Genomic DNA, 21,726 nt, shown 5'->3' on the forward strand with positions numbered 1-21,726 from the left:
CCATGTACGAATACGACGTCATCGTGGTCGGCGCGGGCGGGGCGGGCCTGCGCGCGGCCATCGCGGCACAGGAAGCGGGGGCGGACGTGGCGATGGTCACGAAACTCCACCCCGTCAGGAGTCACACTGGGGCGGCCGAGGGCGGCATCAACGCCGCTCTCCGTGAGGGCGACGACTGGGAGCTCCACGCCTACGACACGATGAAGGGGTCGGACTACCTGGGCGACGCCCCGGCCGTCGAGGCGCTCACCCAGGAGAGCCCGGAGGAAGTGATCCAGCTCGAACACTGGGGGATGGCGTTCTCCCGCGAGGACGACGGCACCGTCTCCCAGCGGCCGTTCGGCGGGCTCTCCTTCCCGCGGACGACGTACGCGGGCGCCGAGACGGGCCACCACCTCCTGCACACTCTGTACGAGCAGGTCGTCAAACGGGGCATCGAGGTGTTCGACGAGTGGTACGTCCTGAACCTCGCCGTTTCCGACGAGGACGACCCAGCAGAGCGGAGTTGCCACGGCGTCGTCGCCTACGAGACGGCGACTGGGAACGTCGAGGCCTTCACCGCGCGCGACGGCGTCGTCCTCGCCACGGGCGGGCTGGGCCAGGTGTACGATCACACCACCAACGCGGTGGCGAACACGGGCGACGGCGTGGCGATGGCCTACCGCGCCGGCGTCCCCGCCGAGGACATGGAGATGATCCAGTTCCACCCGACGACGCTCCCCTCCACGGGCGTCCTGATTTCGGAGGGGGTGCGCGGCGAGGGCGGCATCCTCTACAACGACGAGGGCGAGCGGTTCATGTTCGAACACGGCTACGCGAACAACGACGGCGAACTCGCCTCCCGTGACGTGGTGTCCCGCGCCGAGTTGACCGAGGTGAACGAGGGCCGGGGCATCGAAGACGAGTACGTCCACCTCGACATGCGTCACCTCGGCGAGGAGCGCATCGTCGACAGGCTGGAGAACATCCTCCACCTCGCGGAGGACTTCGAGGGCGTCGACGGGTTGGAGGAGCCGATGCCGGTCAAGCCCGGCCAACACTACGCGATGGGTGGCATCGAGACGGACGAGTACGGACAGACCTGCGTCGACGGGCTGTACGCCGTCGGCGAGTGTGCTTGCGCGAGCGTCCACGGCGCGAACCGCCTCGGCGGCAACGCCCTGCCGGAACTCATCGTCTTCGGCAAGCGTGCCGGCCTGCACGCCGCCGGCGGCGAGACGGAAGCGCCGCGGGTGACGGTCGGCCGGAGCGACGATTCGGAGGCCGGCGACGTAGAGACGCCGGTCGAACTGGGCGAACCGTGGGGCAGCGAGGGCGACGCCGTGGCGGACGGCGGTGCGGCCGCCGAGACGGCCGAGGCCGTCGTCGAACGGTCGCTCGAACGGGAGCGCGAGCGGGTCGAACGCCTGCTCGAACGCGACGACGGGACCCAACACGCCGAGATTCGGGCGGCGGTCCAGCACACGATGACGGAGAACGTCAACGTCTTCCGCGAGGAGGCGGCGCTGAAGGAGGCGCTGGTCGACATCCACGCCGCGCGCGAGCGGTACCGCGACGTCTACGTCGCCGACCCGTCGAGCACGTACAACACGGACCTGATCCAGACCATCGAGACGCGGAACCTGCTGGACATCGCGGAGATGATCACCGTGGGCGCGCTCGCACGCGACGAGTTCCGCGGCGCCCACTGGCGCAAGGAACACCAGGAACGCAAGGACGACGAGTGGCTCAAACACACGATGGTGTCGTGGTCGGACGGGTCGCCCGAACTCTGGTACAAGCCGGTGGTCCTCGAAGGCGAGAAGAAGACGTACGAACCGAAAGAGCGGAGCTACTGAGCGACGGTCGCACACCGAGACGCCAAATCACCCGACTGCAACGGGCTGAAGGGTCCCCCTTCTTCGGGGACGCCGACGTTCAACGACGCCCTGAGTCGACGAGTCGGTTCCAATTATCTCTCGTGATATTCGAACGCCCGAATTTATCACTCACCGCCACATTCGTGCCACCAACACGCCGACGCGTGTCCGTGCGGGAGCACCGAACCGATCCCCCCGGCTCCGGCCCGGCGTGTCGATCAATCCATGCAACTGAAACAACTACTGACAGAGGACCGCGCAGTGAGCCCGGTCATCGGCGTCATCCTGATGGTGGCCATCACCGTCATCCTCGCCGCCGTGATCGGCACGTTCGTCCTCGGCCTGGGCGACCAGGTCAGCGAGAGTGCACCGCAAGCCAGCTTCAGCTTCGACTTCAACGATACCGGCGTGAACATCACCCACGAGGGTGGCGAGACGCTGGAGGCGGACAACATCAACGTGAGCGGCGACAATGGCGCCGATCCGAGCGGCAACAACTGGGCGGGTAATACCATCTCGGCCGGCGATACGGCTCCTTATTCGGGCGTCGACCCCGGCGAGACGGTTCGCGTCATCTGGACCAACCCAGCCGGCGGAGCGACCAACACCATCGCCCGCGCGACCGCACCGCAGTAACCGAACTGCGACACCGCCATACCGTTTTTTCGAGCCACGTTCGGCGGACGTTCACTCGGCGTTCGTCGATAAGCGGCGTATAATTATCTATTTTGATAATTAGCCGCGCAAATTTATCACTCGTCGCCACGTTCGTCGGGCTAACACGTCGACGCGTGTCCGTGCGGGAGCACGTATCCCCCCGGCTCCGGCCCGGCGTGCCACATAACATGCAACTGAAACAACTCCTAACCGAGGATCGTGCGGTCAGCCCGGTCATCGGCGTCATTCTGATGGTGGCTATCACCGTCATTCTGGCCGCCGTGATCGGCACGTTCGTCCTCGGCCTGGGCGACCAAGTCAGCGAGAGCGCACCGCAAGCCAGCTTCAGCTTCGACTTCAACGGCAGTAATGGCGTGAACATCACTCACGAGGGTGGTGAGACGCTGGAGGAGAGCAACATCAACGTCAGCGGTGACGAGGGCGGCGTGACCGAAACCACGGCCTTCCCGTCCACGATCGCGGCCGGTGACACAGCCGAGTACGGTAGTGTCGCCGAAGGCGAGACCATCCGCGTCGTCTGGACCAACCCGGCCGGCGGGAGCACGAACACTATCGCCCGCGCGACCGCACCGCAGTAACCGAACTGCGACACCGCCATACCGTTTTTTGAACCCCAAGTCGACAAGTGACGACCACATCCGCTTCCGAGGTCGTGGCAATCAAATTATCTCTTTCGAGAATTGATGACGCAGATTTATGCATCGCTACCCCATTCGTCGATCCAACACGTCGACGCGTGTCCGCGCGGGAGCACCGAACCGATCCCCCCGGCTCCGGCCCGGCGTGTCACACACCCATGCAACTGAAACAACTACTGACGGAGGACCGCGCAGTGAGCCCGGTCATCGGCGTCATCCTGATGGTGGCCATCACCGTCATCCTCGCCGCCGTGATCGGCACGTTCGTCCTCGGCCTGGGCGACCAGGTGAGCGACAACGCACCGCAGGCTAGCTTCAGCTTCGACTTCAACGACGGCGGCGACGGGTTCGACGGAACCAGCGACGACATCGTCAACATCACCCACGAGGGTGGCGAGACAATAGAGAACTCGACGCTCAGCGTGAGCGGCGACGATAGCGGGCTGACCTACGTCCCCAGCGACTCGAACTGGGGCGACGACGGCGTCGTCTCCGCCGGTGACCGCATCTCCCACAGCGACGTCAACTCCGGCGAGACCATCCGTGTCATCTGGACCAACCCCAACGGCGGGAGCACCAACACCATCGCTCGCGCGACGGCACCGCAGTAACGCGACGGCCCATTTTTTCCGGCGCGAACCGTCACCCTCAGTAGCGACGCGCCCGTACTGCCACGTATGGACGCCGACGCGTTTCTGACCCGCGATACCCTGTTGATCATCGTCCTCCTGGTCCTCGGCATCGGCGGGTCGGGGCTGGCCCGTGGCTTCCTGGCGGAACAGGGATACGACGCCCTCGGCTCGGCCGTGTTCGTGACGGGCTACGGAACGATGGTGTTTCTGCTGTGGTGGGGGTGGCTTCGGCCGCTCGACATCACCGGCCCGAGCGAGCGGTAGGGCGCCATCGGGGGCGGCGCACCGCCGGGAGTAGAGCGTCGTCGGTAAACGGAACTTTAATGCCCGATTCCGGGCGAGATGTGAACACGAATGCTCCCGCTACAGATCATCGACAGTTTCCTGCTCAACTACAACGTCGGGCAGGCGCTGTTGTTGGTTTTCATCCTCGCGACGGTCGGAGCGCTGCCGCTGAAATCCCGGCGGATCATCGCCATCAACGCGACGGTGTTCGGTCTCGTGTTCATCATGACGCCGCAGTCGCTCGCTCCGGTGCACTACCTGTTTCTCGGTATCGTCCTGCTGGTCGTGGGGCCGGTGCTGTGGGTGACGGCCGAGCGATAATCGAGAACGCGACGTTTAACCCGACGAGGGTGCAAGTCGGAGTATGACGAAACCGGGCGTCCCCGGCGACGACGCGCGGACGGTCGAGCTACCCTGCGGCGAGACCGTCCGCGCGACCGACCTCGATCTGGGGATGCGGGAGTTCGACTGTGTCTGCGGCGACGTCCACGCCGTCGTGATGGACGTCCATCCACCCGAGCGATTCCTGCCCGAATTCCTGGTCGACCTGCTCCGGGAGACGGTCGAGACCAGCAGCGAGGAGATGCCTGAGTTCGACACGCCGCACCTCCTGGGCGTCGTCCTGGAGGAGTTTCCCGACCAGGTGGCCGTCGCGGACCTGAGCGACGAGGGCGACGTGGGCTACGCGCTCCTGTGGGTGAGCGACTTCGACTCGCGGCGCCTCCACGAGGTCGTCGTCGAACTCGTGATCGAACTGATGGAACACGCCGTCAGCCACGCCGACGACGACGCCGCGATCCAGGAGTTCGAGCAGCAGATGCTGGAGTTCGACGTGTCGGCGTTCGTCGACCAGTACCGCGCCGAGCGCGATCTCGACGCCGACGACGTCTACGCCTGAGACGCGGACGCTCCCGACATCGCCACGACTCGTCTGACAGTCGTCGGACGGTCGTCTCACTGAACACTAAGTCGATCCCGGGCGTTGTGTGACGTATGCGCCCCCAACGACGGCAGTACGAGCGACTCCGGGGCGTGCTCTCCGACGCCGACGAGCCGTTGACCGCTCGCGAGATTTTGACGCTCCTGGAAGAACAGGAAGAGTTCGAGAGCGCCCACCGTGTCGCGACGGTCCTCGGCCGCTGGGCCGAGGAGGGTGACGTGGAAGTCCTGCAGGGGAGTCCCTACCGCTACCGACTGAACAACTGATAGGGATTATCGGAAGTCAGCAGCGACTCTCGCCGGCACGGTCCGGCGAGAATCGCTGGACAGTGACCATACTCCCTATGAGACACACGACCGCAATCCGGCGGCTGCAGTCGCGACGCCCGGAGAGACCGAGGGCGACGACAGCCCCCTTGTTACTCACTCTCGTTTCGAAATCCGTAATCTTGCTTCGCATCTCGTACCGTTTCGTGGGGCTTATTACGATGTGCGAACTCGGATCGGACGATGACCGACGAGGCCACCGTGGCGGAGACAGAGACCGCCACCGACTCCGAAGATCGGACGATACTGTTGATCGGAAGCGGCCCGATTCAGATCGGCCAGGCCGCCGAGTTCGACTACTCCGGCGCGCAGGCCTGCCGAGCCCTGCAGGAGGAGGGTGCGCGAGTCGTCCTCGTCAACTCGAACCCCGCGACGATCATGACCGACCCGGACATGGCCGACCGGGTCTACATCGAGCCGATCACGACCGAGGCCATCGCCGAGATCATCCGAAAGGAGAAGCCGGACGGCGTGATCGCCGGTCTCGGCGGCCAGACCGGGCTGAACGTCACCGCCGAACTCGCCGAAGAGGGCGTCCTCGAGGAACACGACGTGGAGATCATGGGGACGCCGCTCGACACCATCTACGCGACGGAGGACCGCGACCTCTTCCGCAAGCGGATGGAGAACATCGGCCAGCCGGTCCCCGGCTCGACGACCATCTCGCTCGACGAGGGCGAGGAAGTGAGCAGCATCGATCAGGACGCGCTCCGTGACCGCGTCGAGGCCGCAGTCGAGGAGGTGGGTGGTCTGCCCGTCATCGCCCGGACGACCTACACGCTCGGCGGGTCGGGATCGGGCGTCGTCGACAACATGCCGGAACTCCTCGAACGCGTGCGCAAGGGCCTCCGCCTCTCCCGCAACAGCGAGGTCCTGATCACCGAGTCCATCGCGGGCTGGGTCGAACTCGAGTACGAGGTGATGCGCGACGCCGACGACTCGACCATCATCATCTGCAACATGGAGAACCTCGACCCGATGGGCATCCACACGGGCGAGTCGATGGTCGTCACGCCGTCGCAGGTGATCCCCGACGACGGCCACCAGGAGATGCGCGACGCCGCGCTGGAGGTCATCCGGGAACTCGGCATCCAGGGTGGCTGTAACATCCAGTTCGCGTGGCACGACGACGGCACGCCCGGCGGCGAGTACCGGGTCGTCGAGGTGAACCCTCGCGTCTCGCGGTCCTCCGCGCTCGCCTCGAAGGCGACGGGCTACCCCATCGCTCGCGTCACCGCGAAGGTGGCCCTCGGCAAGCGCCTCCACGAGATCGAAAACGAGATCACGGGCGAGACGACGGCCGCCTTCGAGCCGGCAATCGACTACGTCGTGACGAAGATTCCGCGGTGGCCGAAAGACAAGTTCGGCGACGTGGACTTCACGCTCGGCACGGCGATGAAGTCGACGGGCGAGGCGATGTCCATCGGCCGGACCTTCGAGGAGTCCCTGTTGAAGGCGCTCCGGTCGACGGAGTACGACCCCGCCGTCGACTGGGTCGACGTGGACGACGGGACGCTCGAAGACGAGTACCTCGCGACGCCGACGCCCGACCGCCCCTACGCCATCTTCGAGGCGTTCGACCGCGGCTACAGCGTCGACGACGTGGTCGAGATGACCGGCATCAAGGAGTGGTACGTCGAGCGGTTCGCGCGCGTCTCGGAGGCGGTGGCCAACGCCGCCGAGGGCGACTTCACCGACGCGGCGGTCAAGGGCGTCACCAACGCCGAAATCGCCGCCGCCGCCGGTGCCGACGTGGGCACCGTCGAAACCGCGGTGCCCGGCCGCACGTACAAGCAGGTCGACACCTGCGCCGGCGAGTTCGCCGCGCAGACGCCGTACTACTACTCCTCGCGGAAACCCGAGTTCGTCACCGGACCCTTCGAGGGCGACGCGGCGGCGGGCGAACTGCGGGTCGACCGCGACGTGGAGAGCGTCGTCGTCGTCGGCGGCGGCCCCATCCGCATCGGACAGGGCGTCGAGTTCGACTACTGCTCGGTCCACGCGATTCAGGCGCTCCGCGAGGAGGGCATCGACGCCCACGTCGTCAACAACAACCCCGAGACGGTGTCGACGGACTACGACACCTCCGACGGCCTCTTCTTCGAGCCGATCACCGCCGAGGAGGTGGCGGACGTCGTCGAGGCCGCCGACGCCGACGGCGTGATGGTCCAGTTCGGGGGCCAGACCTCCGTGAACATCGGGCACCCGCTCGAAGCGGAGCTGCAGCGCCGTGACCTCGACTGCGAGATTCTGGGCACGAGCGTCGACGCCATGGACCTCGCGGAGGACCGCGATCGGTTCAACCGCCTGATGGACCAGCGCGGCATCGCCCAGCCGGAGGGTGGCTCCGCGACCAGCGAAGCCGAAGCCCTCGAACTCGCCAACGACATCGGCTACCCCGTCCTCGTCCGCCCGTCCTACGTCCTCGGCGGGCGCGCGATGGACGTGGTCTACAACGACGACGACCTGAAGGAGTACATCGAGGAGGCGGTGCGCGTCTCGCCGGACAAACCGATCCTCGTCGACGAGTTCCTCGACGACGCGGTCGAACTGGACGTCGACGCCGTCGCCGACGGCGAGGACGTCATCATCGGCGGCGTGATGGAACACGTCGAATCGGCGGGGGTACACTCCGGCGACTCGGCGTGTATGATCCCGCCACAGGCCGACGCGGTGACCGAGGTGATGGACCGCGTGCGCGAGGTGACGGTCGAAATCGCCCGCGAACTCGACACCGTCGGCCTGCTGAACGTCCAGCTGGCCGTCAAGGACGGCACCGTCTACGTCCTCGAGGCCAACCCGCGGTCCTCGCGGACGGTCCCCTTCGTCTCGAAGGCGACGGGCGTCCCCATCGCCAAACTCGCGGCGAAGGTGATGGCGGGTCACTCGCTCGACGAACTCGACGCGCAGGAACAGATCCCCGAGCAGGTGAGCGTCAAGGAAGTCGTCCTGCCTTTCGACCGCCTGCCCGGCAGCGACCCGCGCCTCGGCCCCGAGATGAAGTCGACGGGCGAGGTGATGGGCACGGCCGAACACTTCGGTAAGGCCTACGAGAAAGCCCAGTCCGCGACGGGCAAGGCCATCCCAGCGTCGGGGACGGCCGTCGTCGACCTCTCGGCGTCGGAGTTCCCCGACCCCGACAGCGAGGAGGGCAAGGCACTGATCGACGCGTTCGCGGAGTTCTACGACGTCGCCGAGTTCGACGACCTGTCCGAGGCGATCCGTCGGGGCGAGGTGGACGTCATCGTCTCGCGCAACCGCGAGGCGCTCGAAGTCGCCGTCGAGGAGGACATCACGTACTTCTCGACGCACGCCTCGGCGGAAGCAGTCCTCGAAGGCCTGCGCCACCAGGACGACCCCATCGACGTGCAGGCCACCTCGGACCGGCCGAAGGTGCAGAAGCAGTGGGGCGAGTAGGCTACTAATCCAGTTTTCCGAGCGCTTCGAAGAAATCCGACGTCGGGCCGGCGACGCGCACGGGCGCGTCGGCGCGGCCGACGCGGACCTCGGTCGGCGGGTCGAGTTCCCGGAGGACGCGGCCGTCGCCGACGACGACGGCGCGGTCGGCCCCCGAGACGTGAATCGTCACCTCGCTGTCCGGCCCGACGACGAGCGGCGGCATCCCCTCGCTCGCGCACATCTCGTTGACGACGAGGCCGTCGACGCCGGGGTGGACGAGTGGGCCGGCCTCGCTGAGGTTGTAGGCCGTGCTGCCCGTCGGCGTGGCGACGAGGACGCCGTCGGCGCGACTCGCCGAGTAGCGCGACCCGTCGACGCGGACGTCGCAGTCGACGCCGCCGCTCGGCCCGCGGATCGATCCCTGGACGACCACTTCGTTCGTCGTCGGCGGGGCGGTCCAGCCGTCGCCGGCGGCGGCGAGTCGGGGCGTCTCGCGAACCGACATCTCACCGGCGCGGAAGGCCGCAACTTCGTCTAAGACGACGTCGACGGCCTCGTCCGGGCCGACGGCGTTGAGGAAGCCGACTTCGCCGAGGTTGACACCGAGGATGGGCGTGCCGTCGGCGCCGCGGGCGGCGTAGAGGAACGTGCCGTCGCCGCCGATGCTGACCACGAGGTCGCAGGCGTCGAACGCCTCGACCGGCGTCCCGTCGAGGTCGAGCGTCTCGGCGGTCGCCGTGTCGACGGCGACGGTGACGTCGGCGTCCCGGAGTCGCCGCCGAAGCTCCGCCGCGAGAAACGACGCCCGACTGTTGCCCTTCTGTGCGACGAGACCGACGTACATACCCGAATCTCGCCCCGTGAGAAAAAAAGCCCACCGGACGGACAACATTGATGATACCGGCGTGCGCAGAGGAACCGATGGCAGGTTCCGCGGGGACGACCGTCGAGCACGGGCGTCGCGGACCGGGCACCGGTGACCGACGATGAGCGAGGACGACGGCGAGGACTGGTTCGAGCGGGCGCTCCGCGAGGACTCGGACTCGACGACCGACGAGTCCGGCGACGACGGACCGGACGCCGACTCGGATTCGGCGACCGACGACGGACCGGACGCCGATCAGGCGTCGGCCGACTCGCCGTTCGAGGAGGACTTCGCCGGCGCAGTCGAGAACGCACCGGATATCGACGAGGAGCCGGCGTCGGACGACTCGCCGTTCGAAGAGGATTTCGCCAGCGCGTTCGAGAACGCGCCCGACATCGGTGACGCGCCGGACGGGGAGTCGGGGGAGGACCTGTTCAGCGGCGGCGGCCCGAGTGGCGGCGAGCAGGCGGCCGAGCCGTTCGACGACGACGCCGAGTTCGACTCGGAAATCGAGCGGATCGACCTCGGGATCGACGGGCTCGACAACATGATTCTCGGGGGCGTGCCGAAGCGCTCGCTGATTTCCATCGTCGGGTCCGCGGGGACCGGCAAGACCACGTTCGGACTGCAGTTCCTCGACGAGGCGCTCTCGAACGGGAATCGCGGCGTCTATCTGACCCTCGAAGAGGCCGCGAGCCGCATCTACGACACCGCCGAGGAGAAAGGGTGGCCGTTCAGGCAGTACGCCGACGAGGGACGACTCGCCGTCGTCCACCTCGACCCCGTCGAAATGGCGAACAGCCTGGCGAGCATCCGCAACGACCTGCCGGAACTGATCGAGGAGTTCGGCGCCGACCGGCTCGTCCTCGACTCGGTGTCGCTGCTGGAGATGATGTACGACCGACCCTCGGACCGCCGGAGCGAGGTGTTCCAGTTCTCGAAGTCGCTCAAGGAGGCGGGCGTGACGACACTCGTGACCAGCGAGGCCAGCAGCGACACCCCGTACGCGTCCCGGTACGGCATCATCGAGTATCTCGCGGACGCGGTGTTCGTCCTGCAGTACGTTCGCGCCTCGGATTTCCAGGAGACGCGGCTGGCCGTCGAGATTCAGAAGATCCGCGACGCGAACCACTCCCGGGAGACGAAACCCTACGAGATAACCGACGAGGGACTGAGCGTCTACCGGCAGGCCAACATCTTCTAGCTTATCGCCTAATCGTCCGCCGGCGTCGCCGACTCACGGGCGACCGGATCGAACTCGTCGAGGTGAAGGAACTCGTCGGTCGGGCGGCGGAACTTCCGGGGACGTTCGAGGTCGGCCGCCCCGTCCTCGGGGTAGCCGAGCGTGACGAGCATGACCGCCTCGTAGTCGTCGGGCACGTCGAACTCGTCGTGGAGCGCCTCTGCGTCGAACCCACCCATCGGACAGGAGGCGATGCCGCGCCCCCACGCGGCGTGCATGAGCGTCATCGCGGCGAGGGTCGAACTCCCCGTCGTCCAGAGGCGACGGGTCTCCGCGTCGGCGGCCGCGAGGTTGTCGACGGTGTCGAGACGGGCCTCCGCGGCGTCCTCGTTCGGGAGGTACCCCTTCTCCAGCAGGTCGCTCGTGACCCGCTCGGCGTGGTCGCTCGGATCGAGCGTCCCGAGGACGACGACGGCGGCCGCGGCGTCGGTGACGTGTTCCTGCCCGTAGGCGACCGACTGGAGCCGTTCCAAGTCGTCGCCGCGGACGACGAGGAACTCCCACGGCTGGAGGTTGAATGAGGAGGGTGCGTGGCGGACGTCCTCGAAGAGGTCGTACAGCGTTTCGTCGTCGATGTCGGCGTCCGAATACTGGTGGACGGACCGACGGGTGCGGATGACGTCGTCGAACTCCATCGGCGAACGAAAGGACCGAACGGACAAGAACCGGCGGAAGTCGGCCGAACTCGCCGGCTGTGAGCCGGTAGCGCGTCTCACGGACGGGACGCTATCGGACCACGGTCACCGGCACCGGCGACCGGCGGACGACGCCTTCCGCGACGCTTCCGAGCAGGATGCGGGAGACGCCCTCCCGCCCGTGGCTCCCGAGGACGACGTGATCGAACGGGCCCTCGCTCGCGACGTCGACGACGACGCGGGCGGGACTCCCCACCTCGATACGGGTCTCGACGGGGCGGCCGACGAGTTCCCGCGCCTCGTCGAGGCAGCCACGGGCCGTCTCGCGGGCGTTTTCGTACCACGTCTCCGAACTGCCGGGGAGGGCGCGTTGAGCGACCCCCGCCGTGACCGGATCGATGACGTACAACAGGGTGAACGTCGCGTCCGGCCACTCCTCGGTGGCGAAGGCGAGCGCCGCCTCGGATTGGGGCGTGCCGTCGAACGGAACGAGGACCTGTGATGGCATACCACAGCGTACGCGGACCGGATACAAAAAGCGTCGCCGACACCCCCGATCCAGTTCGGGGTGGGGGTTACGTGCGGTGGTCGCGTAGCCATCACCCATGGAACGCACGACGCTCGCCGACCTGGAGGACCGCCCCCACGCCGAGGTGTTCGAGACGCGTCGCCCGCGGACGGTCCGGCTCTCGCTCGACGCCGACGAACGCGTCCCCCGGCACACCCACGAGGGGACGAACGTCGTCCTCCACCTGCTGTCTGGACGGCTGGAACTGACGCTCGACGACGAGACACACACTCTCGACGCCGGCGACCTGATCCGCTTCAGCGGCGAGCGGGAGGTGTCGCCGTACGCCGTCGAGCCGAGCACGGCCGTCGTCGTCTTCGCTCCGGTCGAGTCGTAAGTCGCCGGCATCCGGCGATGCCGTTCGGCTTCGAGTCTCCGTACGACCCCGGCCGACACGCGGAGGCCTTTTTACCTACCGACGCTTACCTCACGTCATGGACTCGGCGGTACTACTCGATCTCCTCGGCAACGAGAACCGCCGGCGGATCCTGCGACTCCTCGCTCGAAAACCCTGCTACGTCACCGAGATCAGCGAGTATCTCGGCGTGAGTCCGAAGGCGGTGATCGACCACCTCCGGAAACTCGAAGAGGCCGGCCTCGTCGAGAGTCACACCGACGACCAGCGGCGGAAGTACTTCCACATCTCGCGGAACCTCCGGCTGGAGGTGAGCGTCTCGCCGTACGGCTTCGGCACCAAGAGCGCCTATCCGGCCAGCCCCAGCCTCGATATGAACGGGCAGTGTCGACACGTCTCGCTCGACGCTCCGGGCGAGACCGACGACGACGTGGAGGACCTCGCGGTGGCGTTCGACCAGTTACAGGCCCTGGAGAACGAACTCTCCCTCGCCCAGCGGTGGGTGTACGGCCGGATCACGGAGGTGATGGACCGGCTGAACGACCACCTCGGCGTCGACGCCGACAGTCGGTTCCACGCCGAGGTGCTCGCGGCGGTGGCGACGGGGTCGAAGACGACGGCGGAAATCGTCGCGGCCGTCGACGCCCCGACCGACGCGGTCCGGGGGGCGCTGAACACGCTCGCGGACCGGGGACTGGTCAGCCAGCAGGGCGACGAGTGGCGGATCGCCTGAACTAGAGCTCTTTCGTCAGGCCGGCCCGCAGATCACGCCCGAAGTAGTGACCGACCAGCGCCGCGAGGAGACCGGCGGTCGTCCCGACACCGGCAATTTGGAGGCCGTAGTCGGCGACGACGGGGAAGAGTACGGAGTTGAGCGTCCCGAGGACGAACCCGAGACCGGCAGCGAGGGCGCCGGCGAGGCCGGCCTCGACGTATCGCCGCCCCGAAACGAGGAAGGCGAGGGCGAAGGCGGCGAGGGCGATGCCGAGAAACCGGCCGAGGTAGCCGACGACGGGGACGGCGCCGCCGGTGACGAGACCGACGACCGAGAGGACGAGAGCGAGGAGGAAGGTCCGGGGAGAGAACAGGCGGCGGAACCGGCGGCCGAGGCCGAACCGACCGCCGCCGGCGTCGTCCGCGTCGGCGTTCGCCTCGTCGCTCGTCAGATCGGGGCGTCGCATACCCCGACTCGGGGAGCGACGGGCAAGTGGCTTGCGCCCGCCCGCAACGAGTGGATTCAAGTCCGCGCGGGCGGTAGCCCGGCGTATGAATCCAGGGGATCGCGTCCGCGTCGAACGCGGGGGCGTCGCAAACGAGGGCGTCCTCATGCCGTCGACGACGGCCGACCACCTCGTGGTGAAGCTACCGGGCGGCTACAACGTCGGCATCGACCGCGAAGACGCCGCGGTCGACGTCCTCGAACGCGACGTCTACGACGTGGAAGACGCCGACGCCGGCGGGGGCGAAGCCTCGACCGTCGAGTTCGACGACGACCTGCCGACCGTCTCGCTCATCTCCACCGGCGGCACCATCGCCTCGACGGTCGACTACCGCACCGGCGCCGTGACCGCGCAGTTCGACGCCGAGGACGTGCTTCGCGCCGTCCCGGACCTCGCCGGTCGGGCGAACTACCGCGGCCGCGTCGTGGCCAACATCCTCTCCGAGAACATGACGCCCGCGGTGTGGCGGGACCTCGCCGAGGCGGTCCGCGAGGAGATCGCGGCCGGCGCCGACGGCGTCGTCGTCATGCACGGGACGGACACGATGCAGTACACCGCGTCGGCGCTCGCCTTCATGCTCGACACGCCGGTTCCAGTCGTGTTCACCGGGAGCCAGCGCTCCGCCGACCGCCCCTCCAGCGACAACGTGATGAACGCCGTCTGCGCGGTCGAGGCCGCGAAAGCGGACCGCGCCGAGGTGCTCCTGTGCATGCACGGGTCGTCGAGCGACGACGCCTGTGCGCTCCACCGCGCGACGCGCGTCCGGAAGAACCACACCTCGCGCCGCGACGCGTTCGAGACGGTTGGCGCAAAGCCCATCGGCGAAGTCGACTACGCATCCGAGACGGTCAGCTTCCGGCGGGACGGTCCCGAACGCGGCGAGACCGACCTCGATCTCCACCCGGAACTGGAGACGAGCGTCGAACTCGTGAAGTTCACGCCGGGGATGAACCCCGCCGCCCTCGACCACCTCGACGACGCTGCGGGCGTCGTAATCGAGGGGACGGGGCTGGGCCACGTCGCGACCGACTGGATCGACCGGATCGAGGAGTTGGTCGATCGGGGGACCACGGTCGCCATGACGAGTCAGTGTCTCGAAGGTCGGGTGTGTGATCGGGTGTACGACACCGGCCGCGACCTCCTCGACGCCGGCGTCGTCGAGGCGGGCGACACGCTGCCGGAGACGGCGACGGCGAAGCTGATGTGGGTGCTGGCGAACCGGAGCGATCCGGCGGCCGCGATGGGCGAGTCCCTCGCCGGCGAACTCCAGCCGCGGTCGGCGCCGTGGACCTGACCCTCCGCCCGGCGCGGGTCGACGACCACGACGACGTGGTCGCGTTCACGCACGATACGTGGCCCGAACGGGAACTGGACGATTACCTGCCGCGCACGTTCCGGGCGTGGGCCGAGAACGACGACGACGCGAAACGGACGCTCGTCGCCGACGACGACGGACATGCCGTGGGCGTGATCCAGGGCGTCCACCTCACCGAGCGCGAGGCGTGGGTGCAGGCGCTCCGGGTCCACCCGGACTACCGGGACCGGGGACTGGCCCGGCGGCTCACGGACGCGGTGCTGTCGTGGGCGCGCGACCGCGGCGCGGTCGTCTGCCGCAACCTCGTGTTCTCGTGGAACGTCGCCAGCCTGAGCCTCGCGCGGAGCCTCGGGTTCGCCCCCGCCACGGAGTTTCGGTGGGCGCGGATCGAGGCCGACCCGGGCGCCGACCCCGCACTCGACGTCTGCACCGACCCCGACGCCGGGTGGACGTTCTGGACCGACTCGGACGCGCGCGACCACCTTCGGGGGCTGACGATCCACCCCTCGGAGGCGTGGACGCTCTCGGAACTGCGGCCCGCCGATCTGGAGCGGGCGGCAGCGGCGGACGGCCTGTTCGTCGTTCGGAGGGATGGCACGCGCGGGCTGGCGGTTCGCAACCGCGCGTTCGAGGCCGACGGCGAGCGCTGGACGGAGTACGCGGTCGGTGCGTGGGCCGACCTCGGTGCGGCGCGAGCGCTCGTCGACGCGGCCGCACGGGACGCCGCCCGCCTCGACGCCGACCGGGCGCGGATGCTGATTCCGGAGACGCCCCGGTTCGTCACCGACGCCGCGGCGGCGCGAGCGGACGTGAGCGGCGACCCCGACTTCGTGTTGGCGGCGGATCTGACCGATCCGGGCGTGGGTGCGGGCGAGTAATCCACACCACAATTCACTTACCGCCGCTCGCCACAGTCGTGGTATGATCCACGTCGTCGGGGGCGGCATCGCCGGACTGGCCGCCGCGTACCGACTCCAGCAGCGGGGGTACGAAGCGACGGTGTTGGAGGCGAGCGACGACCTCGGCGGATTGGCAGCGACGTATTCGACCGCCGGCGACGACATCGAGCGCTTCTACCACCACCTCTCGAAGTCCGAGGAGACTATCGTCGAGGTGGCCGAGGAACTGGGGCTGGGCGACCGCGTGGAGTGGCTGGTCGGCAAGAACGCCTACTACGTCGACGGCGTCGTCCACCCCCTCGACACGCTGCCACAGATCGCCGCCTACCCCCATCTGGGCCTCTACGACACCTTCAGACTCGGCCTCCTGACCCTCGAAATCGACGTGCGGGGCGGGCGGCCGCGCTTCGACACGTACGACGATCTGACCGACTTCGAGGACGTGCCGATCAAGGACTTCCTCCTTTCCCACACGACCCGCGGCGTCTACGAGAACTTCTTCGAGCCGCTGTTGGACGCCAAATTCGGCGACCGCAAGGACGACGTGAGCGCCGCGTGGCTCCTCGGCCGCATCAAGTTCCGGGGGGAGCGCGACCTGCGCCGGGGCGAGATCCTCGGCTACTTCGAGGGCGGCTTCGCCGTCCTGATCGACGCCCTCGTCGACGCGGTTGGGCGGGAAAACGTCGTGACGGGCGCGCGGGCGACGGACCTCGACGTTCGGGAGGGCGGGGTCGAGTCGATCACCGTCGACACCGAGTCGGGGACGGAGGTCCACCCGACCGACGGCGTCGTCGTCGCGACGATGCCGAACGTCCTCGAATCGCTGACGGGCTACACCTGCAACATCGACTTCCAGGGCGCCGTCTGTGCCGTGGTGACGATGGACGAACCGCTGACGGAGACGTACTGGCTCAACGTCGCCCACGACGCGCCCTTCGGCGCGCTGATCGAACACACGAACTTCGTCCCGCCGGAGCGATACGGCGGCGATCACCTGTGCTACGTCGCCAGTTACGTCCAGGACCCCTCGGAAGCGGTATGGAAAATGGACGACGCGGCGTTACGGGAGACGTGGCTGGGGCATATCGCGGAACTGTTCCCCGACTTCGACCCCGCGGACGCCCGCGAGTTCCGCGTGGCACGCAACCCGCGGGCGGCGCCGGTGTACGAGCGGGGGTATCTGGAGATGGTGGTGCCGTACGACCTTCACGAGGCAGTGGGCGAGGGCGTCTACTACGCGGGGATGGCGAGTCGGGCGCAGTACCCCGAACGGAGCCTGAACGGGGGTATCGTCGCCGGGTTCGAGTGTGCGGATCGGATCGCGGAGAACTAGGCCTCGCCTTCCCGCTCGTCCTCAACGCCGGGCGCGACGGAGACGTCCACGTCCTCGGGTTCCTCCTGCCCGCCGACGACGAGGTTGCCGTCGCCGTCCTCGACGTACACGTCGTCGGCGAAGCCGCCCTCGGCGTGGGGGTGGACGGGGTCCTCGATGCGCTCGGGCGTCGACGGAGCGTCCGGCAGGTCGCCGCCGTACTCGCCGAGTGGGTCGGCGATAGTGATCCCGTGGCGCTCGAAGAAGTCGGCGTAGCGGTCGTAGTGGTCCCCGAGTTCGTCGGCGGGGAACTCCATCATCTCGGTCCAGCCGTGATTGTAGAACTCGAAGTTGGCCTGGATGTGGGTGATTTCGCGGGCCTTCGCCTCGGAGAAGCCCGCGTCGAGGGCGTCGACGTACGTATCGAACGTGTAATCGAAGAAGGCCTCCAGCCGCGGTTCGCGCTCGGCGCGCCGGCCCTCTGCGGCCTTCGACCCGAAGACGTCGACGTGGAGGTCGACGAGTTTCTCGCGGACCACCTCGCCGACGACGGGCATGGTGAGCGCCTGCTTCGCGGCGAAGTGACGGACGTTCTGACGGAGTTTCATCGGCCGTCGTTAGGATCGTTCAGTCTTCAAGCCAACGGTGGCACGCGCGGCGTCGGTGGTCGCGGCGAGTTTCGCGGATAGCAATCGACATTAACCCGTACCCCTAAAGTTCGGGGTATGAGTCAGTCGTATGTGATCATCGGTGACGGGATCGCAGGGAGTTCTGCCGCCGAAACGTTGCGCGAGGGGGCGCCCGACGCCGAGATCACCGTCATCACCGACGAGGGGGAAGCCCTCTACAATCGCATCCTCATCAAGGAGTTCGCGAAGGGGAAGCTCCCGGAGATGCCTATCTCCATCCACGAGCCGTCGTGGTACGCGGACCGCGACATCGACCTGCGCCTCGACACGCTGGTGACGAGCATCGACCCAGACGGCCACCGCCTCCGAACCCACGAGGACGAGGTGATCGAGTACGACAAGCTACTGATCGCCACCGGCGGGACGCCGACGCAGTTGCCGGTCGAGAACAGCGACGCCGACGGCATCCACCACTTCTGGACGTTCCAGGACGCCCGTGCGATCCGCGAACACGCCGAGCAGGCGGATACGGGCATCATCGTCGGCGCCGGGTTGCTGGGGATCGACCTCGCGGCCATCTGTGGCGAACAGGACGTCGAGGCCCACTACCTCATGCGCGGCGACTGCTGGTGGCGCTACGCGCTCTCGACGGAGGGGGCGGAGATCCTCCACGAAGCCATGCGCGAACGCGGCGTCACCCCGGTCTTCGGCAGCGGCGTCGATCACTTCGAGACCGACGACGAGGGCACGGTAACCGCAGCAGTCGACCCCAACGGCGACCGATACGAGGGTGACTTCGTCGGCATCGCCATCGGTCTCACCTTCAACACCGAACTCCTGCAGGGAACGGACGTCGAACGCGACGACGGCATCCTCGTCGACGAGTACATGCGGACGAACGTCGACGACATCTACGCCGCCGGCGACATCACGCGCTATCACGACACGATCCTCGGCGAACGCGCCCAGAACGGCTCGTGGGACAGCGCCAAATCGCAGGGCACCGTCGCGGCGAAGAACATGCTCGACCCCGGCTCCGAACCCTTCCGCTTCGTCTCCTCGTACTCCATCACCCACTTCGACTTCCCCTTCCTCTCCTTCGGTCACCCCACCATCGGCGACGACGAGTGCGAGCGCAAGTATTCGGAGACGGAGTGGCGTCGGCTGGCGTTCAAGGACGGCAAAATCGTCGGCGGGGTCCTGATCGGCGACCTCTCGCCCCAGAGCGCCTACAAGAAGCTGATGCGCGAGGAGCGCGTCGTCGCGGACCAGAAAGACGTATTGCTGGAGAAGTCGGTCGACCTCGACGACCTGGCGCCGGCACAGGAGCAGTAATACGGATTATTGTAACTGTGTACCGGGGGTTCGCCGGACTGTCGCGGCGAACCACCGGTGACGACGTACAATAAACCGTATGAGCTAGGGCCAGTCGTCCCGCGTCTCGGCCTCGAACGGGTCCTCCTCCTCGTCCTCGCCGAGTTCCCACTCGGCGAACTCCGCCGCCTCCTCGATGGAGAGATACTCCCAGCCGTGTCGCTCGGCCGTCTCGCGGTCGTCCTCGCTCGTCCCGATGAAGACGTGGCGGTCGGTGTCGAACTGGTCGCGGACGTTGTCGAGGCTCTCGTCGACGCCCCGCGGACCGGAGAAGAAGTCCTGTCGGAGGCGTCGCTTGCGCGTGAAGTTGGTGACGACGTACGTCGGTTCGTCGCTCAGAACGCCGACGTATTCGGTCCACTGTCGGGCGCCGTCGAACACCGCGTTCGGATCGGCGAGCGCCTGTAGGGCCTCGAACTCGAACGCGAGCGTCATCGTCCCGCCGCTATCCATACGCGACCTACCGCCGGACCGGACAAAACGGCTTCGGTCCGGGAGACACCGCCGCCGCTACTGGATGCGGTAGTACTCGGTGAATACGACGACGTCGCCCTCGTTCAGTCCCGAGAGATTGCTGGGGTCCCGCGGCGATGCCCCCTGGGCGACGTTGAACAGATACTCCTGTGCCGAGTCGTCGAGTTCGTCGAAGTGACGCACCCTGGCCGTCTCCGGCACCGTATCCGTTCTGTCCACGTCGTACTTCGCGTCGGCGGCGCGTGCCATGTGACAACAGTTACCATTAAGAATCATAAAGGTTTCGCAAGATTCGCCGGGAGCGGTGTGGCGGCCTCCCGTCCCGTACGGCACTCCCGATCAGTGGTTCTCCTTGTAGATGTTCACCAGTTCCTGCATCGTCTCCTTGCCGTCGCCGAAGAGCATGTTCGTATTGTCCTGTGCGAAAAGCGGGTTGGGGACCCCGGAGAAGCCGGGGCTGAGGCTCCGCTTGTTGACGATGACGGTGCGCGCCTCGCCGACGTTGAGGACGGGCATGCCAGCGAGCGGCCCGGAGCCGGCCTCGTTGGCCGACGGGTTCACCACGTCGTTGGCGCCGATGACGATGACCACGTCCGTCTGGGAGAACGTCGGGTTGATCTCCTCCAGATCACGGAGTTTCTCGTAGGGCACGTCCGCCTCGGCGAGGAGGACGTTCATGTGACCGGGCATGCGGCCGGCGACGGGATGGATACCGAACTCCACGTCGACGCCCGCGTCCTCCAGCAGTTCGGACAGTTCGGCCACGGCGTGTTGGGCCTGCGCGACCGCCATCCCGTAACCGGGGACGATGACGACGCGGTCGGCCACGTCGAGGGTCATCTCCACTTCCTCCGGGGAGGTGGTGGTGATGTTGCCCTCGTAGATGTCCTCCATCTCCTCGTCGCTCTCGCTCGTCTCGCCGATGCCGCCGAAGAAGACGTTCGCGAGCGACCGGTTCATCGACTCGCACATGATGACGGTGAGGATCAGCCCCGAGGCGCCGACGAGCGTCCCCGCGATGATCAGCACGGAGTTGTCGAGGACGAAGCCCGTCGTCGCGGCCGCCAGCCCCGAGTAGGAGTTCAGCAGGGCGATGACGACGGGCATGTCCGCGCCGCCGATGGGGATCACCAACAGCACGCCGAGAATCGACGCGGCGGCGACGAGCACCCAGTACGAGGGCACCCAGCCGGAAAGCGGCACCGCGCCGAGCAGGTTCGGCCGGACGACGAGATGTATCCCGGCGAGGACGGCGAGGACGAGAAACAGCGCCTTGACGGCCTGCTCGCCGTCGTACCGGACCGCGGAGTCGTCGACGACGCCGTGGAGTTTGCCCGCCGCCACGAGGCTCCCCCAGAAGGTGACGGAGCCGATGAGGCCGGCGAGCGCGGCCGTCGCGGTGACGCCGAGCTGGAACGAGCCGGTGCCGAACATGTCGATCAGTTCGGCGCCGGCCACCAGGGCGGAGGCGCCGCCGCCGAAGCCGTTGAACAGGCCGACGAGCTGGGGCATCTCCGTCGTCTCCACCGTCATCGCCAGCCAGACGCCGATGGCGGCGCCGACCAGCAAGCCCGCGAACAGCAGGACCGGCGAGAGGATGTCGGTCACGAGGACCGTAACGCCCACCGCGAGCGCCATCCCGCCGGCGGAGATGAGGTTGCCCCGCGGCGCCGTCCGCGGGTGGGTCATGTCGCGCAGCCCCTGGATGAACAGGACGCCGGCGACGAGATAGACGAAGGCGAGAACGGAGGCGGGGAGGCCGCCGAGGATGGCCGCCATGGGTCAGTCCCTCCCCCTGCGGTCGTCCCCGCTCCGGAACTGCTCCAGCATGCTGTTGGTCACGAGGTAGCCGCCGACGACGTTGACCGTCGCCATGACGACGGCGACGAAGCCGAGCCCCGTCGCGAGCGTCGTCGATCCCGATCCCGCCACGACGACCGACCCGATGAGCGTGATGCCCGAGATGGCGTTCGCACCCGACATCAGGGGCGTATGGAGGTTGGTCGGAATCTTCGTGATGATCTCGTAGCCGACGAACGCGGCGAGGACGAAAAACGTCAGGTTCTGGACGAACGTCATG

At 67.5% G+C, this 21,726-nt stretch carries 25 protein-coding genes; 16 read left to right on the top strand and 9 right to left on the bottom strand.

Annotation, left to right across the window (positions count from 1 at the left end):
- Window positions 1-2: 2 nt before the first annotated feature.
- From DU484_RS16380 to carB, 9 genes are all read left to right on the top strand, one after another.
- Window positions 3-1,838 carry an FAD-binding protein gene (locus DU484_RS16380; RefSeq protein WP_114606464.1) on the top strand — a complete coding sequence of 612 codons (1,836 nt, stop codon included), beginning with the start codon at window positions 3-5 and terminating at the stop codon, window positions 1,836-1,838.
- Between the two features lie 246 nt (window positions 1,839-2,084).
- Window positions 2,085-2,495 carry a type IV pilin gene (locus DU484_RS16385; protein ID WP_114606465.1) on the top strand — a complete coding sequence of 137 codons (411 nt, stop codon included), beginning with the start codon at window positions 2,085-2,087 and terminating at the stop codon, window positions 2,493-2,495.
- Between the two features lie 209 nt (window positions 2,496-2,704).
- Window positions 2,705-3,115 carry a type IV pilin gene (locus DU484_RS16390; protein WP_114587008.1) on the top strand — a complete coding sequence of 137 codons (411 nt, stop codon included), beginning with the start codon at window positions 2,705-2,707 and terminating at the stop codon, window positions 3,113-3,115.
- Window positions 3,116-3,333: 218 nt separating this feature from the next.
- Window positions 3,334-3,786, top strand: a complete 453-nt coding sequence (locus tag DU484_RS16395) for a type IV pilin (RefSeq protein ID WP_114606466.1) — start codon at window positions 3,334-3,336, stop codon at window positions 3,784-3,786.
- Between the two features lie 66 nt (window positions 3,787-3,852).
- Window positions 3,853-4,071 (top strand): hypothetical protein, encoded by a 219-nt coding sequence (locus tag DU484_RS16400; protein WP_114587010.1) that lies wholly within the window; start codon window positions 3,853-3,855, stop codon window positions 4,069-4,071.
- A gap of 90 nt (window positions 4,072-4,161) precedes the next feature.
- A complete protein-coding gene (locus DU484_RS16405; protein WP_114587011.1) occupies window positions 4,162-4,413 on the top strand; it encodes a hypothetical protein in 252 nt (83 codons plus the stop codon).
- Between the two features lie 43 nt (window positions 4,414-4,456).
- The gene (locus DU484_RS16410) at window positions 4,457-4,990 is read left to right on the top strand and encodes a DUF5815 family protein (RefSeq protein ID WP_114587012.1); all 534 of its coding nucleotides are present in this window, start codon (window positions 4,457-4,459) and stop codon (window positions 4,988-4,990) included.
- Between the two features lie 95 nt (window positions 4,991-5,085).
- Complete coding sequence (locus DU484_RS16415; protein ID WP_114587013.1) at window positions 5,086-5,298, top strand: hypothetical protein; 213 nt, start codon at window positions 5,086-5,088, stop codon at window positions 5,296-5,298.
- Window positions 5,299-5,541: 243 nt separating this feature from the next.
- Entirely contained in the window at window positions 5,542-8,775 is a 3,234-nt protein-coding gene (carB, locus tag DU484_RS16420) for a carbamoyl-phosphate synthase large subunit (RefSeq protein ID WP_114606467.1), read from the top strand.
- Between the two features lie 4 nt (window positions 8,776-8,779).
- Here carB and DU484_RS16425 read toward each other — a convergent pair whose 3' ends face one another.
- Window positions 8,780-9,601 carry an NAD(+)/NADH kinase gene (locus DU484_RS16425; RefSeq protein ID WP_114606468.1) on the bottom strand — a complete coding sequence of 274 codons (822 nt, stop codon included), beginning with the start codon at window positions 9,599-9,601 and terminating at the stop codon, window positions 8,780-8,782.
- A 142-nt stretch (window positions 9,602-9,743) separates the two neighbouring features.
- On the opposite strand from DU484_RS16425, the gene DU484_RS16430 reads away from it, so the two are divergent.
- Entirely contained in the window at window positions 9,744-10,826 is a 1,083-nt protein-coding gene (locus tag DU484_RS16430; RefSeq protein ID WP_114587016.1) for a KaiC domain-containing protein, read from the top strand.
- An 8-nt stretch (window positions 10,827-10,834) separates the two neighbouring features.
- Here DU484_RS16430 and DU484_RS16435 read toward each other — a convergent pair whose 3' ends face one another.
- Both DU484_RS16435 and DU484_RS16440 read right to left on the bottom strand, forming a co-directional pair.
- Window positions 10,835-11,500 (bottom strand): nitroreductase family protein, encoded by a 666-nt coding sequence (locus DU484_RS16435; RefSeq protein WP_114587017.1) that lies wholly within the window; start codon window positions 11,498-11,500, stop codon window positions 10,835-10,837.
- A gap of 91 nt (window positions 11,501-11,591) precedes the next feature.
- Complete coding sequence (locus DU484_RS16440; protein ID WP_114587018.1) at window positions 11,592-12,008, bottom strand: universal stress protein; 417 nt, start codon at window positions 12,006-12,008, stop codon at window positions 11,592-11,594.
- Window positions 12,009-12,105: 97 nt separating this feature from the next.
- On the opposite strand from DU484_RS16440, the gene DU484_RS16445 reads away from it, so the two are divergent.
- A complete protein-coding gene (locus DU484_RS16445; RefSeq protein ID WP_114587019.1) occupies window positions 12,106-12,405 on the top strand; it encodes a cupin domain-containing protein in 300 nt (99 codons plus the stop codon).
- Between the two features lie 97 nt (window positions 12,406-12,502).
- Window positions 12,503-13,156, top strand: coding sequence for an ArsR family transcriptional regulator (locus tag DU484_RS16450; RefSeq protein WP_114587020.1), 654 nt, complete (start codon window positions 12,503-12,505; stop codon window positions 13,154-13,156).
- 1 nt (window position 13,157) lies between these two features.
- On the opposite strand, the gene DU484_RS16455 is transcribed toward DU484_RS16450, so the two are convergent.
- Complete coding sequence (locus DU484_RS16455; RefSeq protein ID WP_114587021.1) at window positions 13,158-13,604, bottom strand: hypothetical protein; 447 nt, start codon at window positions 13,602-13,604, stop codon at window positions 13,158-13,160.
- Between the two features lie 85 nt (window positions 13,605-13,689).
- Between DU484_RS16455 and gatD the strand changes: the two genes are divergently transcribed.
- From gatD to DU484_RS16470, 3 genes are read left to right on the top strand one after another with little or no spacing between them, the layout of a single operon-like run.
- Window positions 13,690-14,937, top strand: coding sequence for a Glu-tRNA(Gln) amidotransferase subunit GatD (gene gatD / locus DU484_RS16460; protein ID WP_114587022.1), 1,248 nt, complete (start codon window positions 13,690-13,692; stop codon window positions 14,935-14,937).
- The gene (locus DU484_RS16465; protein WP_316043097.1) at window positions 14,928-15,836 is read left to right on the top strand and encodes a GNAT family N-acetyltransferase; all 909 of its coding nucleotides are present in this window, start codon (window positions 14,928-14,930) and stop codon (window positions 15,834-15,836) included. Before gatD ends, DU484_RS16465 begins: the two co-directional genes overlap by 10 nt.
- Before the next feature lie 43 nt (window positions 15,837-15,879).
- Window positions 15,880-17,190, top strand: coding sequence for an NAD(P)/FAD-dependent oxidoreductase (locus DU484_RS16470; protein ID WP_114606469.1), 1,311 nt, complete (start codon window positions 15,880-15,882; stop codon window positions 17,188-17,190).
- Here DU484_RS16470 and DU484_RS16475 read toward each other — a convergent pair.
- Complete coding sequence (locus DU484_RS16475) at window positions 17,187-17,777, bottom strand: DUF6149 family protein (RefSeq protein WP_114606470.1); 591 nt, start codon at window positions 17,775-17,777, stop codon at window positions 17,187-17,189. The genes DU484_RS16470 and DU484_RS16475 overlap by 4 nt on opposite strands.
- 117 nt (window positions 17,778-17,894) lie before the next feature.
- On the opposite strand from DU484_RS16475, the gene DU484_RS16480 reads away from it, so the two are divergent.
- Window positions 17,895-19,133, top strand: a complete 1,239-nt coding sequence (locus DU484_RS16480; protein ID WP_114587025.1) for an NAD(P)/FAD-dependent oxidoreductase — start codon at window positions 17,895-17,897, stop codon at window positions 19,131-19,133.
- Window positions 19,134-19,217: 84 nt separating this feature from the next.
- Here the strand turns inward: DU484_RS16480 and DU484_RS16485 are convergent, their stop codons facing one another.
- The 4 genes from DU484_RS16485 to DU484_RS16500 all read right to left on the bottom strand — a co-directional run bounded on the left by DU484_RS16485 (window position 19,218) and on the right by DU484_RS16500 (window position 21,725).
- Entirely contained in the window at window positions 19,218-19,625 is a 408-nt protein-coding gene (locus DU484_RS16485; RefSeq protein WP_114587026.1) for a DUF7124 domain-containing protein, read from the bottom strand.
- Window positions 19,626-19,682: 57 nt separating this feature from the next.
- Window positions 19,683-19,895, bottom strand: a complete 213-nt coding sequence (locus DU484_RS16490) for a hypothetical protein (protein WP_245957263.1) — start codon at window positions 19,893-19,895, stop codon at window positions 19,683-19,685.
- A 90-nt stretch (window positions 19,896-19,985) separates the two neighbouring features.
- On the bottom strand, window positions 19,986-21,425 hold the full coding sequence (locus DU484_RS16495) for an NAD(P)(+) transhydrogenase (Re/Si-specific) subunit beta (protein ID WP_114606471.1): 1,440 nt from the start codon (window positions 21,423-21,425) through the stop codon (window positions 19,986-19,988).
- Window positions 21,426-21,428: 3 nt separating this feature from the next.
- On the bottom strand, window positions 21,429-21,725 hold the full coding sequence (locus DU484_RS16500; protein ID WP_114587028.1) for an NAD(P) transhydrogenase subunit alpha: 297 nt from the start codon (window positions 21,723-21,725) through the stop codon (window positions 21,429-21,431).
- Between the last annotated feature and the right edge of the window lies 1 nt (window position 21,726).

Origin of the sequence: Haloplanus rubicundus (assembly GCF_003342675.1) — an archaeon.
GTDB lineage: Archaea > Halobacteriota > Halobacteria > Halobacteriales > Haloferacaceae > Haloplanus > Haloplanus rubicundus.

Excerpts from the sequence above, each read along its gene's own strand:
- gatD (WP_114587022.1), top strand. The coding sequence starts at position 13,690 with ATGAATCCAGGGGATCGCGTCCGCGTCGAACGCGGGGGCGTCGCAAAC.
- DU484_RS16410 (WP_114587012.1), top strand. The coding sequence starts at position 4,457 with ATGACGAAACCGGGCGTCCCCGGCGACGACGCGCGGACGGTCGAGCTA.
- DU484_RS16475 (WP_114606470.1), bottom strand. The coding sequence starts at position 17,777 with ATGAAACTCCGTCAGAACGTCCGTCACTTCGCCGCGAAGCAGGCGCTC.
- DU484_RS16490 (WP_245957263.1), bottom strand. The coding sequence starts at position 19,895 with ATGGCACGCGCCGCCGACGCGAAGTACGACGTGGACAGAACGGATACG.
- DU484_RS16430 (WP_114587016.1), top strand. The coding sequence starts at position 9,744 with ATGAGCGAGGACGACGGCGAGGACTGGTTCGAGCGGGCGCTCCGCGAG.
- DU484_RS16500 (WP_114587028.1), bottom strand. The coding sequence starts at position 21,725 with ATGACGTTCGTCCAGAACCTGACGTTTTTCGTCCTCGCCGCGTTCGTC.
- DU484_RS16495 (WP_114606471.1), bottom strand. The coding sequence starts at position 21,425 with ATGGCGGCCATCCTCGGCGGCCTCCCCGCCTCCGTTCTCGCCTTCGTC.
- DU484_RS16390 (WP_114587008.1), top strand. The coding sequence starts at position 2,705 with ATGCAACTGAAACAACTCCTAACCGAGGATCGTGCGGTCAGCCCGGTC.
- DU484_RS16405 (WP_114587011.1), top strand. The coding sequence starts at position 4,162 with ATGCTCCCGCTACAGATCATCGACAGTTTCCTGCTCAACTACAACGTC.
- DU484_RS16480 (WP_114587025.1), top strand. The coding sequence starts at position 17,895 with ATGAGTCAGTCGTATGTGATCATCGGTGACGGGATCGCAGGGAGTTCT.
- DU484_RS16450 (WP_114587020.1), top strand. The coding sequence starts at position 12,503 with ATGGACTCGGCGGTACTACTCGATCTCCTCGGCAACGAGAACCGCCGG.
- DU484_RS16380 (WP_114606464.1), top strand. The coding sequence starts at position 3 with ATGTACGAATACGACGTCATCGTGGTCGGCGCGGGCGGGGCGGGCCTG.
- DU484_RS16425 (WP_114606468.1), bottom strand. The coding sequence starts at position 9,601 with ATGTACGTCGGTCTCGTCGCACAGAAGGGCAACAGTCGGGCGTCGTTT.
- DU484_RS16485 (WP_114587026.1), bottom strand. The coding sequence starts at position 19,625 with ATGGATAGCGGCGGGACGATGACGCTCGCGTTCGAGTTCGAGGCCCTA.
- DU484_RS16445 (WP_114587019.1), top strand. The coding sequence starts at position 12,106 with ATGGAACGCACGACGCTCGCCGACCTGGAGGACCGCCCCCACGCCGAG.
- DU484_RS16395 (WP_114606466.1), top strand. The coding sequence starts at position 3,334 with ATGCAACTGAAACAACTACTGACGGAGGACCGCGCAGTGAGCCCGGTC.
- DU484_RS16415 (WP_114587013.1), top strand. The coding sequence starts at position 5,086 with ATGCGCCCCCAACGACGGCAGTACGAGCGACTCCGGGGCGTGCTCTCC.
- DU484_RS16435 (WP_114587017.1), bottom strand. The coding sequence starts at position 11,500 with ATGGAGTTCGACGACGTCATCCGCACCCGTCGGTCCGTCCACCAGTAT.
- DU484_RS16440 (WP_114587018.1), bottom strand. The coding sequence starts at position 12,008 with ATGCCATCACAGGTCCTCGTTCCGTTCGACGGCACGCCCCAATCCGAG.
- DU484_RS16470 (WP_114606469.1), top strand. The coding sequence starts at position 15,880 with ATGATCCACGTCGTCGGGGGCGGCATCGCCGGACTGGCCGCCGCGTAC.
- DU484_RS16455 (WP_114587021.1), bottom strand. The coding sequence starts at position 13,604 with ATGCGACGCCCCGATCTGACGAGCGACGAGGCGAACGCCGACGCGGAC.
- DU484_RS16385 (WP_114606465.1), top strand. The coding sequence starts at position 2,085 with ATGCAACTGAAACAACTACTGACAGAGGACCGCGCAGTGAGCCCGGTC.
- DU484_RS16400 (WP_114587010.1), top strand. The coding sequence starts at position 3,853 with ATGGACGCCGACGCGTTTCTGACCCGCGATACCCTGTTGATCATCGTC.
- carB (WP_114606467.1), top strand. The coding sequence starts at position 5,542 with ATGACCGACGAGGCCACCGTGGCGGAGACAGAGACCGCCACCGACTCC.